At 28.0% G+C, this 16,964-nt stretch carries 20 protein-coding genes; 3 read left to right on the top strand and 17 right to left on the bottom strand.

The genetic code is table 11. The features are described 5' to 3' along the window. Positions 1–67: 67 nt before the first annotated feature. Positions 68–793 carry a tetratricopeptide repeat protein gene (locus tag AVBRAN_RS08645; RefSeq protein WP_214119797.1) on the top strand — a complete coding sequence of 242 codons (726 nt, stop codon included), beginning with the start codon at positions 68–70 and terminating at the stop codon, positions 791–793. Positions 794–816: 23 nt separating this feature from the next. On the opposite strand, the gene AVBRAN_RS08650 is transcribed toward AVBRAN_RS08645, so the two are convergent. Genes AVBRAN_RS08650 through AVBRAN_RS08660 form a run of 3 tightly spaced genes read right to left on the bottom strand, consistent with a single transcriptional unit; the run spans position 817 to position 4,112 of the window. Continuing rightward, the gene (locus tag AVBRAN_RS08650) at positions 817–2,652 is read right to left on the bottom strand and encodes an aryl-sulfate sulfotransferase (protein ID WP_214116876.1); all 1,836 of its coding nucleotides are present in this window, start codon (positions 2,650–2,652) and stop codon (positions 817–819) included. Between the two features lie 27 nt (positions 2,653–2,679). Then, complete coding sequence (gene dsbI, locus AVBRAN_RS08655) at positions 2,680–3,438, bottom strand: protein-disulfide oxidoreductase DsbI (protein ID WP_239803055.1); 759 nt, start codon at positions 3,436–3,438, stop codon at positions 2,680–2,682. 11 nt (positions 3,439–3,449) lie between these two features. Then, positions 3,450–4,112 (bottom strand): thiol:disulfide interchange protein DsbA/DsbL, encoded by a 663-nt coding sequence (locus tag AVBRAN_RS08660; RefSeq protein WP_214116882.1) that lies wholly within the window; start codon positions 4,110–4,112, stop codon positions 3,450–3,452. Positions 4,113–4,327: 215 nt separating this feature from the next. Between AVBRAN_RS08660 and AVBRAN_RS08665 the strand changes: the two genes are divergently transcribed. Both AVBRAN_RS08665 and AVBRAN_RS08670 read left to right on the top strand, forming a co-directional pair. Then, positions 4,328–5,218, top strand: a complete 891-nt coding sequence (locus AVBRAN_RS08665; RefSeq protein ID WP_214149889.1) for an EamA family transporter — start codon at positions 4,328–4,330, stop codon at positions 5,216–5,218. Then, positions 5,215–5,718 carry a nucleosidase gene (locus AVBRAN_RS08670; protein WP_214116887.1) on the top strand — a complete coding sequence of 168 codons (504 nt, stop codon included), beginning with the start codon at positions 5,215–5,217 and terminating at the stop codon, positions 5,716–5,718. The genes AVBRAN_RS08665 and AVBRAN_RS08670 overlap by 4 nt, the downstream gene beginning before the upstream one ends. Positions 5,719–6,182: 464 nt before the next feature. Here AVBRAN_RS08670 and AVBRAN_RS08675 read toward each other — a convergent pair whose 3' ends face one another. The 14 genes from AVBRAN_RS08675 to moaA all read right to left on the bottom strand — a co-directional run bounded on the left by AVBRAN_RS08675 (position 6,183) and on the right by moaA (position 16,955). Beyond that, on the bottom strand, positions 6,183–7,151 hold the full coding sequence (locus AVBRAN_RS08675; RefSeq protein ID WP_214116889.1) for an iron-sulfur cluster assembly scaffold protein: 969 nt from the start codon (positions 7,149–7,151) through the stop codon (positions 6,183–6,185). After that, a complete protein-coding gene (locus AVBRAN_RS08680) occupies positions 7,151–8,347 on the bottom strand; it encodes a NifS family cysteine desulfurase (RefSeq protein ID WP_214116891.1) in 1,197 nt (398 codons plus the stop codon). Before AVBRAN_RS08680 ends, AVBRAN_RS08675 begins: the two co-directional genes overlap by 1 nt. A 93-nt stretch (positions 8,348–8,440) precedes the next feature. After that, positions 8,441–9,685, bottom strand: coding sequence for a homoserine dehydrogenase (locus AVBRAN_RS08685; RefSeq protein ID WP_214116893.1), 1,245 nt, complete (start codon positions 9,683–9,685; stop codon positions 8,441–8,443). Beyond that, positions 9,685–10,479 (bottom strand): hypothetical protein, encoded by a 795-nt coding sequence (locus AVBRAN_RS08690; protein ID WP_214116895.1) that lies wholly within the window; start codon positions 10,477–10,479, stop codon positions 9,685–9,687. Before AVBRAN_RS08690 ends, AVBRAN_RS08685 begins: the two co-directional genes overlap by 1 nt. Continuing rightward, positions 10,479–11,504, bottom strand: a complete 1,026-nt coding sequence (locus AVBRAN_RS08695; protein WP_239803056.1) for a hypothetical protein — start codon at positions 11,502–11,504, stop codon at positions 10,479–10,481. The genes AVBRAN_RS08690 and AVBRAN_RS08695 overlap by 1 nt, the downstream gene beginning before the upstream one ends. Next, entirely contained in the window at positions 11,497–12,183 is a 687-nt protein-coding gene (locus tag AVBRAN_RS08700) for an RNA methyltransferase (RefSeq protein ID WP_239803057.1), read from the bottom strand. Before AVBRAN_RS08700 ends, AVBRAN_RS08695 begins: the two co-directional genes overlap by 8 nt. Then, a complete protein-coding gene (gene rsmI, locus AVBRAN_RS08705; protein WP_239803058.1) occupies positions 12,180–12,992 on the bottom strand; it encodes a 16S rRNA (cytidine(1402)-2'-O)-methyltransferase in 813 nt (270 codons plus the stop codon). The genes AVBRAN_RS08700 and rsmI overlap by 4 nt, the downstream gene beginning before the upstream one ends. Continuing rightward, positions 12,992–13,192 (bottom strand): 50S ribosomal protein L31, encoded by a 201-nt coding sequence (gene rpmE, locus AVBRAN_RS08710; protein ID WP_214116903.1) that lies wholly within the window; start codon positions 13,190–13,192, stop codon positions 12,992–12,994. Before rpmE ends, rsmI begins: the two co-directional genes overlap by 1 nt. A gap of 57 nt (positions 13,193–13,249) precedes the next feature. Beyond that, a complete protein-coding gene (locus AVBRAN_RS08715) occupies positions 13,250–13,909 on the bottom strand; it encodes an RsmE family RNA methyltransferase (RefSeq protein WP_214116905.1) in 660 nt (219 codons plus the stop codon). Continuing rightward, complete coding sequence (locus AVBRAN_RS08720; RefSeq protein ID WP_214116907.1) at positions 13,893–14,282, bottom strand: hypothetical protein; 390 nt, start codon at positions 14,280–14,282, stop codon at positions 13,893–13,895. The genes AVBRAN_RS08715 and AVBRAN_RS08720 overlap by 17 nt, the downstream gene beginning before the upstream one ends. A 12-nt stretch (positions 14,283–14,294) precedes the next feature. Further along, a complete protein-coding gene (locus AVBRAN_RS08725) occupies positions 14,295–14,681 on the bottom strand; it encodes a hypothetical protein (RefSeq protein ID WP_214116910.1) in 387 nt (128 codons plus the stop codon). Further along, positions 14,681–15,259: a 6-carboxytetrahydropterin synthase gene (locus AVBRAN_RS08730; RefSeq protein WP_239803059.1), complete on the bottom strand. Its 579-nt coding sequence runs from the start codon at positions 15,257–15,259 to the stop codon at positions 14,681–14,683. The genes AVBRAN_RS08725 and AVBRAN_RS08730 overlap by 1 nt, the downstream gene beginning before the upstream one ends. Beyond that, complete coding sequence (locus AVBRAN_RS08735; protein WP_239803060.1) at positions 15,256–15,987, bottom strand: 7-carboxy-7-deazaguanine synthase QueE; 732 nt, start codon at positions 15,985–15,987, stop codon at positions 15,256–15,258. The genes AVBRAN_RS08730 and AVBRAN_RS08735 overlap by 4 nt, the downstream gene beginning before the upstream one ends. Beyond that, positions 15,987–16,955 (bottom strand): GTP 3',8-cyclase MoaA, encoded by a 969-nt coding sequence (moaA, locus tag AVBRAN_RS08740; protein ID WP_214149883.1) that lies wholly within the window; start codon positions 16,953–16,955, stop codon positions 15,987–15,989. Before moaA ends, AVBRAN_RS08735 begins: the two co-directional genes overlap by 1 nt. Positions 16,956–16,964: the final 9 nt, after the last annotated feature.

Consider the following 16,964-nt stretch of genomic DNA (forward strand, 5'->3'; position numbering starts at 1 on the left):
ATAATACTAAATTGCTGAATAATATTTAATTATAATAAAATAAGATACTTAAAAAAAAGGAGAAAAAATGAAAAAAATATTATTAATCGCATTAATTAGCGTAATTGCTTTTTCGCAAGATTATTATAAAGAAGCTTTAAAATATCACAAATGTTTAGGCGTTGAATGTGATTTAGAAAAAGCAAAAGAACTATACATAATCTCTTGTAATGAAAAATCATATAAAGCTTGTAATAATTTAGCAACTATTTATAATGAAGAAAACAATCCAGATAGCTTACAAAAAGCTGAATATTATTATAAATTATCTTGTGAGTATAATAACAATGATGGAATTTCTTGTGGGAATTTAGGTATATTTTATTCTAATACTTTAAAAGATGATATTAAAGCAGAACCATATTTATTTAAAGGTTGTAAAGCAAACATAAAAGATGCTTGTATGCAATTAGCCTTCGTATATATAAATACAAATACTAACTTAGATAGAACCGCTAAAATATTTGAACATTATTGCAAGTTAAATGACCAAAATTCTTGCTTTAATTTAGGGCAATTATATTTATATAATGATAAGATGAAAAACGAAAAATTAGGTTTTGAAAATCATTTAAAAGCTTGTAATATGGATAATGCGATTTCTTGTAAAAATATAGCTATTTTGTATGTAAAACATAATAATTTATTTAAAGCGTTTAAATATTTTAAAAAATCTTGCGGCTTAGGAGAGCAAGAAGATTGCAAAAAAGCCTTAAGTATTGTTATACATTTTATTAAGAATTTAAAGAACTAGAAATAATTCTAGTTCTTTTTTACTTATTTACTAAGTGCTTTGCCTAAATCAAACGGCCACGCTTGATAGCCTGTTGTATCTTTTAATTGGATTTCAACGCTAGGAGTGGTTGAGCCATATTTAAATTCCATAATGTATGGATTTGGTGCTGAAGTGAATGCTCCATTTGCTAAATCAAAATTAGCCCCCGCAGTAGCCGAATATGCAAAAATTGAGTTTTTATCTGCATTATATTGAGCTAGAGAAGTTACAGGGCTATACCATTCATGACCTCTTTGTTTGCCGTATTCCCAAACTTGTTCAACGCTCATTTTTTTCTCATCTATTTTATAAACAACTGCACGAGAGTATTTATCAGTTGGAAACGCAGGTTGTTCCATACCACGACTATCTCCGTTATCAAATACGGTTATATAAGTAACGCCTTTTTTACTTAATTCATGAATTCTATAAGCTGTGTGTTGAGTCCAAGTGAAGTCAAATCCACCTTCAGGATTTTCATATCCTGGACATTTACTATATTCATCATCACACTCAATTTTTTTACCTTTATTATCTACAGGTTGTAATAAGTATTTTTTAAACTCATCTTTCCAACCTTTGTGAGCACCTAAAATCCACTTGATTTTTTTATCACGACCAATTTTTACAACCGCATTTTGATGGCGAGATGAAATGATAATACTATCATCACTTGGGTCATAACTAACGCTATTTACATGAGCCCAGTTGCGACCTGCTCCAGTTCCAACAATATCTCCAAATTTATCGCTACTATCAAGTTTTGCTAATTCTTCAGCACTTAAAGTTTGACCTGCTTTATTTGCATCAATATTTAAACATACTGCACCTTGGTCAAGAACTTTTAATGCTATATCTCTATATGGGTCAAGTATTTCGTATAATCTCCAATCATCAACCACATTACCATCTCTATCAATTTCTACGATAACATCTCTTACCGTTCTTACATTTTTACCATCAGGGCGAAGTGTATTTGCACTAGCAACTCTTAAAAAATAATTTCCATTAGCTGCAACATCAAGTTGGTGTGAATAGTCAATATAGTTTGCAGGTAAGCGACGATTGAAAATCTCTCTTCCCATTATGTCATATTTTGCATATCTTTGACCATATCCCCAAACTAAAGCACCATCAGTATCTTGTTTAAAGCCCATCATAACACCAGCCATAGTTGAGCTATCAAGGTCATAAATTGGAGTAGCTAACATATACCATCTAACTTCTCCTGTTGTATCAATAATAAAGTTTTGCGGATAGTAATTCCATTCTAATGCCCCACCTGTTGGGTTATTCCATACTACTTTAGTTCCTGCTCCACTTTTTTCTTCAATATTATTTACAAAATAAAGTCTATCTTTAAATTCTGGGTCAATTTTATTTACTTTAGCTTCACTAAATAATGCAGCTTTTTGGAATTTAATTCCACTAGCTTCTACATAAATAGCACTAGCATACATTTCATAAACTTCGTTTTCTACTCTTTCTTTTTTGCCATTTGCTTCTTTTGTATAGCTAACCTTAACTGTATTGTAATAATTAGGATATAGTCCAAAAACTGGAATTCCCCCGTGAGTTAATAAAAATTTATTAGCAACATTATATTTTAAAGGAACTCCGTTTTCCTTAGGAACAATTTCAACACTAACATCACTTAATTTATAACCACCATTTTTAATAACTGCAGTAAGGGGAGCGATTTTATAAGGGTTCATTACTAATTCACCGATTTTGCCTTGTTTATGATAATCAGTCTTAGCACCACTAGCACCACCTATAGCATAAGCACTTGTTGAAAGAATTGCAGCTGCTGCAAATAAACTCAATACCTTTTTCATTTTAATCTCCTTTAAAAAATTCCTATCTTAAAATCCAGCTGCCATTGAAGCAATTTTTGCTGCTTTAATAGCATTTCCACCAAAAAATAATATCAAAGTAACAGCTATTACAATAATAGCACCAATTTTTGCACATTTGCAAGGTTTTGATATAAAGCCTATAAACATTGCTAAAAGTGCAACAAAACAACATACAAAGCATAATAAACATGCAATTGCCATATTCATAAAATGCAAACTAGGTATTAAATACCAACCTTGCGAATAAAATCCATCTTCAAAATCGCCCGCTTCAGTTCCTACGAAAAATTGTTGAAAAGAACTTAAAGTAGCATAAGCATCTTCAGGCACGATAGGATTGTCAAGACCACATTCTCCAGTAGGTAAAAACCAACCTGGTGCTAATTCGTGTAAAGGCAATGCAAAAGGATATATTGGAATTTCTCTACAACCTTGCACTCCACCAAAAGCATTTGCATTATGCACTGCTTCGTGAATTTCATTTAAAGTTATACAAAATCCAAAACCTATTAAACAACCATAAAAACCTAAAGTATATCCAATAATTCTAGTTAGTTGATGTGGATAAATAGCTGCTATTATGCCACCTATTGCCATTACTATCATTGCATATCTAATATATACGCATTGTTCGCAAGGCTGCATATATAAATAATCTTGAAAGAAATAATGTGCTACACAAGTAAGACCTAGTGTAACAATAACCATTAATATCCATAAAAGCCTACCTTCTTGTAGGCTTGTTAATTTATTAAGAAGCTTCATAGCAAAACTCCTTACATACTAAGTAATTCTTTAATAACCTCAACTAAAGCTTCAGGCGAGCCAATTTTTGAAATATTTACTTCATATTTTCCATTAACTACAAAACCTGGAGTTCCGAAATTCTTTGAAATAGGGTCAGCGATTTCATAAGAAGCAATGATTTCTTGAGCCTTAGGAGTAGCTAAAAACTCATCTAATTTTGCTTTATCAATTCCTAAAGCTTTTAGACCTGTTTCATAAAATTTATCTGGCTCAGCACCATTTCCCCATCTTTGATTTTTCTTAAAATAAGCTGAAAAATAAGCATCACTTACTTTATGGTGTAAGCTATGTGCGTCAGCAACTTTTCTTCCTGCTTTTTCATCTTCATTTTGTGCATAAGCTAAAACTTCAGCAGCTTGCTTGCCATAATCTCCCATAGTTTTTACTAATAAATATCCAACTTTTACATCAGGGAATGCAGCTTGGATTTTTTCCATAGTTTTTGCTTTATGATGTGAATAGCAATGTGTGCATCTATAAGACCATACTTCATAAACTGAATTTTGAGCATTTGGGATAGGAGTGCTTAATGTAATGTATTCATTACCTTCGCTTAAAGCAAATAAATTACCCCCCCCCATTAGCATAGTAGCTAAAACCAATGAACTTGAAACTTTTTTTAAGACTTTCATCTTAATCTCCTTAAATTAAAATTATATTTTTATTTTAATTATTTAATTTTAAAATAAACTGAAAAATTATTTTAAATTCTAATAATTATTATTATAAAATCCATACTATTTATTTAATTTATAATTACTTTAAGTGTTTAGTAAAATAAATTAATTAATCTAAAAAATTAAGCAAATAAAACAGCATTTAAACTATAATTGCCTAAAGGATTAATATGAGTAAAAATTATGGGGTAATTTTAGTTTTTTTAGGTGGAATTTGCTGGGGATTTAGTGGTGTTTGTGGAGAATTTATATTCTTAAAAAAAGGCTTAAATGCTGATTTTTTAGTGCCATTAAGATTATTATTTGCTGGAATATTAATGCTTTTATTTTGTTTAGTAAGAAAAATCAAAATTAATTTTTTAATTTTTAAAAACACAAAACACCTATTTACATTATTAATATTTTCATTTTTTGGCATTTTTATGTGTCAATATACATACTTTTACGGAATTGAATTAAGCAATGCTGCAATTGCTACCGTAATTCAATATACAGCCCCTGTTTTTATAGTGCTAATCGTATGTTTTGAACAAAAAAGATTTCCTAACATATATGAAATTCTAGCTTTAATTTGTGTATTATGTGGAGCTTTTTTGCTATCAACTAATGGTGATTTTAATAAATTTGTAATATCTACTAAAGCTTTAATTATATGCTTTTTATCATCAATTGGAGCAGTTTGCTATGCAATTATTCCTAGAAAAATTAATATGATTTATTCTCCTTTACCTAATTTAGGTTTTGCTATGCTTATTGCAGGAATTGCTTTTTGTCTATATCAAAAGATTTGGGAATTTGAAGTGCAAATTGATTTAGAATTAATACTTGCTATGTTAGGAGTAATTGTAGTTGGAACTACTATGGCTTTTGGTTTTTTTATGGTTGGTTTGCAAGAAATAGGAGCAAGTAAAGCTAGTCTAATATCATCAAACGAACCATTAGCTGCTGCAATTATTGGATATTTATGGTTAGGGACAAGCTTATTAATCGTTCAAATAATTGGATTTGCTTTAATTATGATTGGTATTTTAATAACAATGTTAAAAAAGGAAAAATCTTGAAAAAATTATTAATTCTTATGAGTTTAATCTCTTTTACTTACGCACAAGATTGCAGCGCTTATTTTGCTAGCCAACAAATACAAATGGATAGAAAGATAGAAGAATTAGACGAAGCAAAACAAGCATTAGAAAGCTATAAGGCTGCCTTTTTAGCTATTCAAAAAGAAAAAGAAGAAAAAAACTTAGCAATGTTAGAAGAGATAAAAAAAGAACAAGATAAATTAGATGAAATTAGAAACAATAATGCAAAAATTTTAGCCGAAATTAGGCAATTAAAAAATGAAATTACAGAAAATAAAATAAATAAAGTATCAAATGCCTATGCTAAGATGAAAGATGCAGCAGCAGCGGCTATTTTAGAAACAATGGATGAAAAAGAAGTTATAAAAATATTTTTAAGTCTTGAAGCTAAAAAAATATCATCAATACTAGCAAAAATGACCCCAGCAAAAGCAGGAGAATTAACAAGATTATTAAGTGAAAATAAATTACAAAATTAATCTATTTTCTTATAAATTCGGTTTATCTAATATTTTTTGTTTAATAATTAAATATGATATTAGATTTAGCATATAGGTTTTAATTAAGATTATTTTTAAAAATTAATTTAAAACTTCGTTGTATTAGAGTTATAAAAAGTTTTTATAAAATATTTTTTTTAAGTTTATTTAGTTAAAACCTTAAATTACTTTCAACGCTAATTTAATTTCGTGCGTTTTATGAAGTTTTATAAAAATTATATGTGTTATTTATATATTAGTTTTTATACTTTTAAAAGTTATTTAAAGTCCCATACATAAAGCTTTAATCTATTTTATAATCAAGTAAATTTTTAAAAAATTGCTACTTATATGCAATATATCTACTTCTTAAAATATTTGATTTTAAATTCTTTAGCAAGATTATGAGTGATATGTAATAAGAAAAATTAAAATAGGAAATAAAAATATTTCCTATTTTGTAATCACACTGGAATTACTCTAATGTTTGGACTAAGATTTTCTTGAAGAATATTTTCAATAGCATATAATGTCCCAGTGCTTCCACTAGAACAGCCACTACATGCACCTAGATATCTAATATATAAATCGCACATTCCATCGCTACTTTTTTGAATATCAATTACTTCTAAATCTCCACCATCCATATGTAGCATTGGGCGAATTTCAGTATCTAATAATTCTTCAACTGCTTTAATTTGTTTTACAACGGTTAAATCATCAAAATTATCACTTAAATTAGCTTTTTTCAAGCGTTCTTTATCCATTTCAGCTCTAGTTTCAGCCAATATATCAACCAAATAATACTCTCTTTTTTCATGACCGCCAGGTCTTACACAAGATTTACAAAAGCCACCTGCTTTAGTATATTGAGTAATTTGCTCAACTGATTTTAAATCATTTAATTTTATTACTTCTTTAATAGTTTTTAGGCTTACTCTAGCACATTCACAAACTATAATCTCATCTTCAAAATCTTCAGGGTTAATACCTTTATATTGAGCTGCTGCAGCTTTTATAACATCATACGCCATTACACTGCAGTGCATTTTTTGAGGTGGAACTGCAGGAGTATCAGGATTATCACGCATTGCAAATTCCACATCTATATTTGTAATTTTTACAGCTTCATCAACACTTTTACCTATACAAAGTCCTGCCATTGTATCACTACTAGCAATTGCAGTCCCACAGCCAAAGCTTTTAAATTTTGCGTCCTTAATAATATTAGTAGCTTCATCTACTAACCAATAAAGCCTAACAGCATCGCCGCAACTCTCAGCTCCAAAATCTGCAACTATTAATCTTGTATTAGTAGCTTTTGCGTCTTCTTCTGTAAGCTCACCCATATGAATTGGATTATTCATTAAATCTTGAACTTTTTGTGAATATTCATCCCAAATTGAACCACTTATTAAATTATTTTTTGCCATTATTTATCCTTTTTAAGCCAGCTTGGAGAATAAGCGTAAGTGCTAGAAATTGCTCTTAAACGCTTAGCTGCTGCTTTAATTTGTTCTGCTGCGTAATCAATTTCACTTTCTGTATTAAAACGACTAAGGCTTAATCTTAAAGCCGTATGAGCTAAATCAGCTTCAGCTCCTATTGCTTCCATAATAGGATTACTCTCAAGAGTTTCAGAAGCACAAGCACTTCCTGTACTTGCTGCAATTCCAGCCTTATTTAAATCCCATAGCATCGCTTCACCTTCAACACCCTTAATACTTGCTAAAATAGTATTAGGAACTCTATTTGCCCTACTTCCTACTACACTAACATCAGGAATTGTTAAAATCTCATCTTCTAATTTATCTCTTAATCTTCTTATATGAGAGTTTTCGTAGTCAAGCATTAAATTAGCAAGTCTTAACGCTTCTGCCATTCCAACTATTCCAGCTACATTTAATGTCCCACTTCTACGACCACCCATATGCTCTCCGCCGTGAAGTAATGAAGTAAGTTTTAAACCTTGTTTTATATAAAGACCACCAACGCCTTTTGGCCCGTGGAATTTGTGTGCTGAAAATGACGCAAAATCAACTCCTGCACTTCTAAAATCAACTTTTATTTTACCCACTGCTTGGGTTGCATCAGTGTGAAATAAAGCTCCATGCTCGTGTGCAACTTGAGCTAATTCTTTAATAGGGAAAATCATTCCTGTTTCATTATTTGCCCACATAACATTCACAAGTGCTGTTTTATCGCTTATCATTGCTTTTAAATCATCAACATTGCAAGTGCCTTCACTATTTACAGGTAAAGTTTTAACCTTAACACCTAATCTAGCTTCTAAAAAAGCACAGGCTGCACCAACTGCTGGGTGTTCAACTCCACTTATAATGATTTCGTTTTTATCTTTATTTAAAATCTCATCAAAATAAATTCCTTTTAAAACCCAGTTTATGCTTTCAGTAGCACAAGATGTAATAATCACATCATCTAAATCACTCGCTCCTAATCCGCTATATAATTTATTTAAAGCATCATTTAATGCTTTATGAGTAGCTTGACCATAGCGATGAAGTGAATTTGGATTACCATATATATTTTCTAAATACGGCTTCATTAATTCAAAAACGCTTGGGTCTATCATAGTAGTAGCGTTATTGTCTAAATAAATTTCTTTCATAACCTTTCCTTTTCCTAAAGCTTTTTTATCCATTTTTAAAATGGGATAAAAATTATCTTTTATAAATAATATTCCAAATTATTAAATGAATTACTATTCTTCTATTCTTATTAAATTAATTTCATCTTTTACAAATTCTTGAACTTGTAATTCTTGCAATAATTTATTGATTTTTGCTTCATTTGCAAGATGAGTTGTAATAAAAATTGTCCTTGATTGATTTTTTGATGGGCGTTGCATTAGACTATCTATGCTAATTTCATTATTACTCATTAAACTTGTAATTTTATTTAAAACACCTATCTTATCATCTACACTTAATCTTAAATAATATTTAGAAGTTATATCGCAAGTTGATACTAAAGATACCACTGGTAATTCATTATATCCTAGCATTTTACGAGTTTTATTATCAGCTATTTGCATTAAATCGCTTAAAACAGCACTAGCAGTCTCAAGACTTCCTGCACCTGCTCCATAATACAAACTCTCTCCTAAAGCATTATCGTTAAGTAAAATAGCATTCATAGAATTATTTACACTAGCTAAGATATGATTTTTATCTATTAATGTTGGATGAACTCTAATTTCTACCTTATCATTATTTTGTTTTGCAATTGCTAAAAGTTTAATTCCAAATTCAAATTCTTTAGCAAAATAAAAATCATCATTGCTAATCTTATCAATTCCTTGAACCAAAATATCTTCAGGTTTTATATTAACTCCATAAGCAAGACTTGCTAAAATGGTTAGTTTATGTGCTGCGTCCATTCCGTTAATATCTAATGTAGGATCAGCCTCTGCATAGCCTAATTCTTGAGCTTGTTTTAAAGCTATTTCATAACTTAAGCCTTCATTTTGCATTTTTGTAAGAATGTAATTTGAAGTGCCATTTAATATACCTTTAATACAATTAAATTTATTCGCACTTAAACCTTCTTTGATAATTTTAATAATAGGCACACCGCCAGCAACACTTGCTTCATAGCCAAAATATTGATTAGGCTTTAGCATATTTTCAATATCATAACGATAATAAGCAAGTAAAGCTTTATTAGCTGTTATTACATGTTTTCCTTTTTCAAGAGCTTTTTTAATGCACTCATAAGCAAATGTAGTCCCGCCCATTAATTCACAAACTACATCACAATCGCTATTTAAAATATCTTCAAAATTACTTGTTTGAGTATAAGGACAATTTGCCTTATGCTCTCTTGTATAAACTAAAGAAATTTCTAATTTTTTGCCTAGTCTTTTTTGAATTAATTCAGAATTTGTTTTGATTAATTTTGCTACACCACTAGCAACCGTTCCATACCCTAATAAAGCTATTTTCATTACATTCCCTTTATATTTAATCCTAATCTAATATTTTCTAGCGTAAAAGCATCTCCTACTATCATATAAGCACACATTTTAGGAACTGCTACATTTAATTCTTTAAAATTATTTTCACTTTTATAAGTTGAAATAAGATTTAAATTCTTATCCAAAAATTCAATCTTTGGATACCAAATATTATTTAAATTTCTATCAATTACGAGCTTAGAAATATTATTCACTTTTATAAAATACGCATCAAGTGGTTTAGTAAGCTCTAATAAATCGCCTTTATTTAATTCAAAATCAGCTTGTATATTTGCTCTACTAAAATCAAGTTCGTAACTAAATTCATTCTGATTTCTTCTAGCATCTATTATATATACCCCTGTCTTTTTTAAAGCTTCGTATAAAGCACCTGGGTCTATACTAAATTTTGAATTAATCGTAAAAGCAACACTAATTTCATCATTATTTTTTACATATTCACTAACTAAATAATAATTAATTCCTATTTGCTCATAAGCTTTTGTAATAGCCTTTAAAAATATCCCTGCTTTTGCCTTTGCACTAAATTTAATTTGCATATTTGTAGCGTTTGAATAAGCATAAGTTAATAAAGAATTCATTTTTAAAACTTGAGTAATTGCTTTAATATTTGGCATATTTCCTTGCATATAAGACCCACTAGGAAATAATAATCTAAGCTTTGCATCTTTGCTATCGTCATTTACTAATTTTGAAGCTATTTCATAAGAAGAAGTAGCATAAGAAAAACTAGCTAATACAAATAAACATATTAATTTTTTCATTATTTTGCCTTATCTAATTTTGTATATTCTTTTTGACTTAAAAAAGTAACTTTTCCATCTTTAAATAAAATATATCTAGCATCATTTGTGCTAGGTAATTCTATCTTAGAACCATCTAACTCAAGAGTGAATAAGTTATTACCAACAAAAATTAAAGAGTCTTGAGTAAAACTAGTGCTTTTTATCAACATATAATTTTTAGTTTCTTTTGTTTTTAAATTCTTAACACTAACCCAAACCTTAGAATTTGGACTTAATAATAATTTATTATCTTTTTTAATCTCTGCTTTAGGCTCTATAATCTCTGCTTTTTCTTCTTTAATTTCATTAGATTTTACTTCTTGAACTTTAACTTCTTGAGTTTTAATCTCTTGTGGTTTTATTTCAGGAATAAGCTCTACTTGTGCTGGAATTTGAATTGTTTCTTCTTTTGTATTGATTTTACTCTCTTCTAAATTTTCAGGCTTTTTATCTTCTTTTACTTCTTCAGGCTTTTTCTCTACTAAAGGAGTAGCTGGTTTTATTTCTTCTTTTACTTCTTTAATAGGTTCTATTTGAGTTTTGGTTTGTGTAGAATTTTCTTGCTGATTTACTTGCAATTCTTCTATTGGTTTTTCTTGAGTTGTGGTATTTTCTACTACTTCTTGAGAATTTTCATCATAATAATTAAAATAATAAAAAACCCCAGCTATTACAATAATAGTAGCTAAACTAAGATATATAAAATAAGCTAAATTACTATTTGATTCCTTATCAGAGTTATAACCCATTACTTTAGGTTTTACTTTTAAAGAATTTTTTTTGTCCTTAAAATGATTGTTTTTATATTCATTATATTCATTTAACCATTCGCTAAAATCAATATTATATTCACGCTCTAAAATCTTTATATTCATTGCAATATTAACACTACTTAAATTCTCATAATCTTTATTAATTATTGCTTTAATTCTAGCTTCATCTAAGTGAGTTTTTAAAGCTATTTCTTTAACAGAAAAACTTTTTAAATAATCTACTTCATTCATTTATCATCCTATCGCCTAAAATAGCAAAAGCATTACTAACATTTAGGCTATCAAAATTATTTTTCATAGTAATTTTTACTTCTTCATTACAAGATTTAATAATCTTAGAACTAAGTCCATTACCTTCGCTACCCATAACTAAAACCGATTTTGTAGCATATTTTATTTTATTATGCTCTTTAGCATTTTCTGAATTATTTGCAGCATAAAAGCTAAAACCAACTTGCTTAAATTCATTAACCAAGCTTAAAATATCCTTAGTAAATGCTAAATTTAATTCAAGTAAAGCACCAGCACTAGAACGCATAACTGCTTCTATATTAATATTATTTCCTGAATGAATAATCCCATCAAACCCTAAAGCATAAGCACTTCTAGCAATTGAGCCTATATTTCCAACATCGCTTAATTCGTGCAATAAAACAATTTTTTCAAATTTTTTAAACTCATTTATATTTGCTAATTCATATTCGCTAACTTTTGCTAAATAGCCTTGATGATTTCCACCCTTTGCCATTGCTTGAGCTTTAATAAAATCTAACTTATGGATTTTTTTGCCTAATTTTGTAATTTGTCTAAAGCTATCTTTATCTAAATCTTTTGCTAAATATATTTCTTCTATTTTTTCAGGATGTTTTGTAATATAGTGCATTAGCACTTGTTTGCCGTAAATTATCATTTTTCACTCTTTAATAAATTTTCATAATTTTGTTTTGGGCTAAGCCCATTTAATTTACTCAATAATTTCGCTTTATCTTTTAAACTTATATTAAGATTTAAAATATCTTGAGAATTTATATTAGAATTTGAAATAGAATTTTCATTATTTATAATCACTACCCATTCGCCTTTTAAATTCTCATTTTTTAAAATATTTGCTAGATTTTTAGCAGTATCTTTATAGGTTTTTTCATACATTTTTGATATTTCTTTAATTAAAAATAATTCTTTATCTTCATCAATTTTTGCAATATCTAATACTAAATCCAAAATCCTTGTAGGAGCTTCATATATAATAGTTGGATAGCTTTGATTTAGAGCATTTTCTATTTGAGCTTGACGATTTTTTTTGATATTTAAAAATCCTAAAAATATAAATTCCTTATCAGAAAACCCACTTGCAACAAGTGCAGTAATAGCAGCATTTGCACCAGGCAAAACACTATATTTTATATCATTTTCTTGAGCATATTTTACTAGTGAAATTCCAGGATCACTTATGCAAGGCATACCTGCATCACTCAAATAAGCTATATTTTTAGAAAAATCAATTTTAGAAAAATCAAAATCTTTTTCATTGTGTGAATGTAGCGATATGAAATTATTTATGTTAAATTCTATATTATATTTACTACTTAATAAATTAAGTAAAGCCTTACAAACTCGCACATCTTCACAAAAAATTAACTCGCAAACTTGTAAGACTTCTAAAGCACGATATGAAATATCGCCTAGATTTCCTATTGGTGTAGGAACGAAATAAAGCATTATTGCATTGAATATTTTTTCTTAAACTTCTCAACTCTACCTGCAGCATCTACGATTTTTTCACTTCCTGTGAAAAATGGATGACAACTTGAGCATATATCTACTCTTAATTCTTCTTTATTTGATTTAGTTACAAAAGTATTTCCGCAAGCACAAGTTACAGTGCATTTTTTATAATCTGGATGAATGTCTTTTTTCATAATATTTTCCTTTTTGGCATAAATAAAGCTGTGATTGTATCTTAAATTACATTAAATCTACATTAAAATTTTTGAACTTATGCTTATAATAGCCGTTTTTGCTTTTAAAATATTTGTAATTTTTAGACCTTGAGTTTTAAATAAATTCCTTTCTTTTTCACTAAAACCACCTTCAGGGCCAATTACATATAAACAATCTTTATTAAACTCGCATAAATCATTTTTATTAAAATCAATTAAAACAAAATCATTATAAAGTTTTTTAAGTTCGGCTAAATTATTTAAAATTGTGATTTTTAAAATATCAGCCCTAGCACATTGTGAGCTTGAATTATGCAAAATCTTTTCAAGTTTAGCTAGTTTTTTATCATCAAATTTATAAGATTTTTGAGAAAAATCTGTATAAACTAAAAATAATTCTTCTAATCCTAATTCATTTAAATAAGGTGCAATTTCAAAAATACTATCAATTTCTATCATAGCAAGTGCAATTTTTACACCACTTTTATTTGCTTTAAATTCACATTGTTCTAGCATTTTTAAAATGATTTTATTTCTTTGCATAAATATTATTTCATATTTGTATAAAAACCCATCTAATCTACTTATATTTACTATATTTCCTATTTGTTCTCGCCTAGCTTTAAAATGAGATACTAATTCACTATCTAAAACAATTTCTTCACTACCTGCTAAATCATTAAAATAATAAAACATTGTTAAATCCTGCAATTAAAATAGCAAATAATTTTATAAGCTCTAAAAATAAACTTAATTTTTTAAATTTTAAATATTCTTTGCTTTTTCTATATTTTTTAAATTTAATAAATTGAAATATAGAAATTCCTAAAATTAAAATAACAGCAAATAGCATTAAAAATCTAAAATCATTAAAGCCCTTCATAGCTTCAATAATAATGCCTGTAAAAAAAACACAAACAATTATCGTATAATAAGCAGGCAAAAGCACTCTAATTCTAAAAATATATTTATGAATGTCCTTTAAATATTGTGAAAAAACAAAATATAAAAGTTCTAAAATTATTAAAATATATACAAAAAACAAATGCACACTTATAAAATCACTCATTAAAAACTCCGATTAAAATAATAAAGAATTTGTAACACCGGCAAATATGATTAAAAATATTTTTAAAATCTCAAAAGCAATACTGAATAATTTAAAATTAAATTCTTTTTTCGCCTTTTTCATCTTATTAAATATGATAAATTGCCTAATGCTAAGATAAAAAATCAAAATCCAACTTAAAAATAAAAAAATCTTAAAATTAAAAAATGCCTTAGTAGCTTCAATAAACATACCACTTAATAACACCAAAACTAAGGCTATAATTTGTATTGGACTAATAATTGAAATTCTTGAAATAAATTTATTAATATCCTTACAACATTGAGAAATAAACAAATAAGAAAATTCTAAAGCTACCAAGCAATACACAAAAAACATATGAATGCCAATAATACTCATTAAACTTCCTTTGGATTTATAAAAATCTCATTATTTTTAATTTTTTCAAATAAATTTGTATCACTAAAATCTTCTAAAATTGCCTTAGAAAAAGTTATTTCATTTAAATTAATTCTAGGCTCATCATTATAAAAAGCATCATCATATTCACATTCAGCCCAGCCTGTTCTAGTCTCATTTAGCCTGATTTTATCTACTCTTACATTCTCATCATTGTGCATTTTTGAATTTTGTAAAATCTTAGAAATTAATATAAAAAACACTATGCTAAGATTTTCTGCACTGATATTACAAGGTAGCTCAACCCACCTAGCTGAATGCTTTTTAATATCATTTACATACTCTAAATCATCGTATTTATAAACACAAGTGCTATGGTCAAACGCATCTATTATTTGCTTAATATTTCCTTTTAAAAGCCCGAAATCATAAACCATTCCCGCTTTATCAAGAGTATTTGCATATAAAATTAATTCTAATTTATAAGAATGTCCGTGAATGCTAGTTTTACATCTTTTTGAACTACAAAACCTAACTATATGAGCATTTTCAAACTCAAATAATTTACCTATTCTCATACACCCTCCAAATCATCATAAATTCTAATATGTATCCTATCTGTATAATTAAAGCCATTTTTAATAGCAAATTCTAAAACGCTCTTAGCATTCGCTCTTAATTCATCATTAGTAGCACCCTTTGGCATTAGATAAAAATTAGCGTCTTTATAAGCATTTCTTAATTCAAATAATTCTTGATTATCTTCTAAATCCGCTTTATCTAAAACGATTTTAAAAAATGCTTGTTTTGATTGCTTTAAAATTGAATTAATTGCTTCATAATTTATTCTTTTTTCCTTTGGCATTTTGCTATTTGCAAGTTTTACTCCCATTGCAAAATAACAATTTTTATAAAAATCGTATTCTTTTAAACAAATACTAGCATTAGTCTCAAACTGCACTAAATATTCATTTTTTACCAAATATTCTAAAAGCTCTATAAATTTAGGATTTTCTTGATGAATTAAAGGCTCTCCACCAGTAATTACTATCATAGGTTTATAGCTAAATGAGTTTAATTTATTGATTATATTTTCTATTTTAAATTCTTTATACTCATCACTAAATTCATTAGTATAAACAGCTCTTAAAGTATCGCAACCAATTAATGTTTTATTATTTTTGCTCTTAACAACTCCAAATCCATAGCAAGAGAAATTGCACCCTGCAAAACGGATAAAATAAGCAAGTCTTCCTGCAAATATCCCTTCACCTTGAATACTTAAAAATTCTTCAACTAATTTCATCATCCACCCGTTTGTGAAAATGACCTAGCAGAGCTTTTATTATCTTCTTCGCTCCATTTATTTTTCTCAGGTTTGTTTTCTAAAACCGTATTTAAAATCTCTAAAGCCTTATTAATATCTTTATTTCTTAAAGCCTTTTTAATACTCATAGCTTCATCAAAATAAAGGCAAGGTATCAAAAATCCTTCCGCACTAAGTCTTAAACGATTGCAGCTATCACAAAAATCGTGCTTGTGTGGATTAATCACACCAAACACATAATCTAACTCATCAATTTTATATAAACTAGCAGGAGAATTTGGCTCTTTCTCAAGTGCATTTATGCTAAATCTTTGCTTGATTTTATCTAGTATTTCAGCTTCTCTTAATCCACATAATTGCCCATAAGCGTGTTCGTTTTCCATAAATTCAATAAATCTTATTTGAATATTTTTTTCTTTGCAAAACATAATCAAATCAATTAATTCATCTTCATTAATACCCTTTAAAGGAACGCAATTAATCTTTACTTTTAACCCTACTTTTAAGGCTTCTTCTATACCTTCTAAAACTTCTTTTAAAATATCTTTTTGAGAGATTAATTTTGCTCTTTGTGGCACTAAAGTATCAAGAGATACATTTATTCTTACAAGTCCTGCTGCTTTTAATTTTGCCGCTTGTTCTTTTAATAAAAATCCATTAGTTGTAAGTGCTAAATCCAAATCGCTCTTATAATCAATTAGCATTTTTATGAATTTATCTAAATCAGCTCTTACAAGTGGTTCTCCACCAGTTAAACGGATTTTATCTACACCCTTATCCATACATAATTTTGCAAATAAAAATAATTCTTCATAGCTTAATAAATTTTCTTTAGGAACCCAATTAAAAGGAACTTTTGGCATACAATAAAGACAACGGAAATTACATCTTTGAGTAAGTGAAATTCTTAAATAATTTATCCTTCTTCCATACGAATCAATTAACATTTTTAGTCC

Source organism: Campylobacter sp. RM12651 (genome assembly GCF_022369475.1).
Lineage (GTDB): Bacteria > Campylobacterota > Campylobacteria > Campylobacterales > Campylobacteraceae > Campylobacter_E.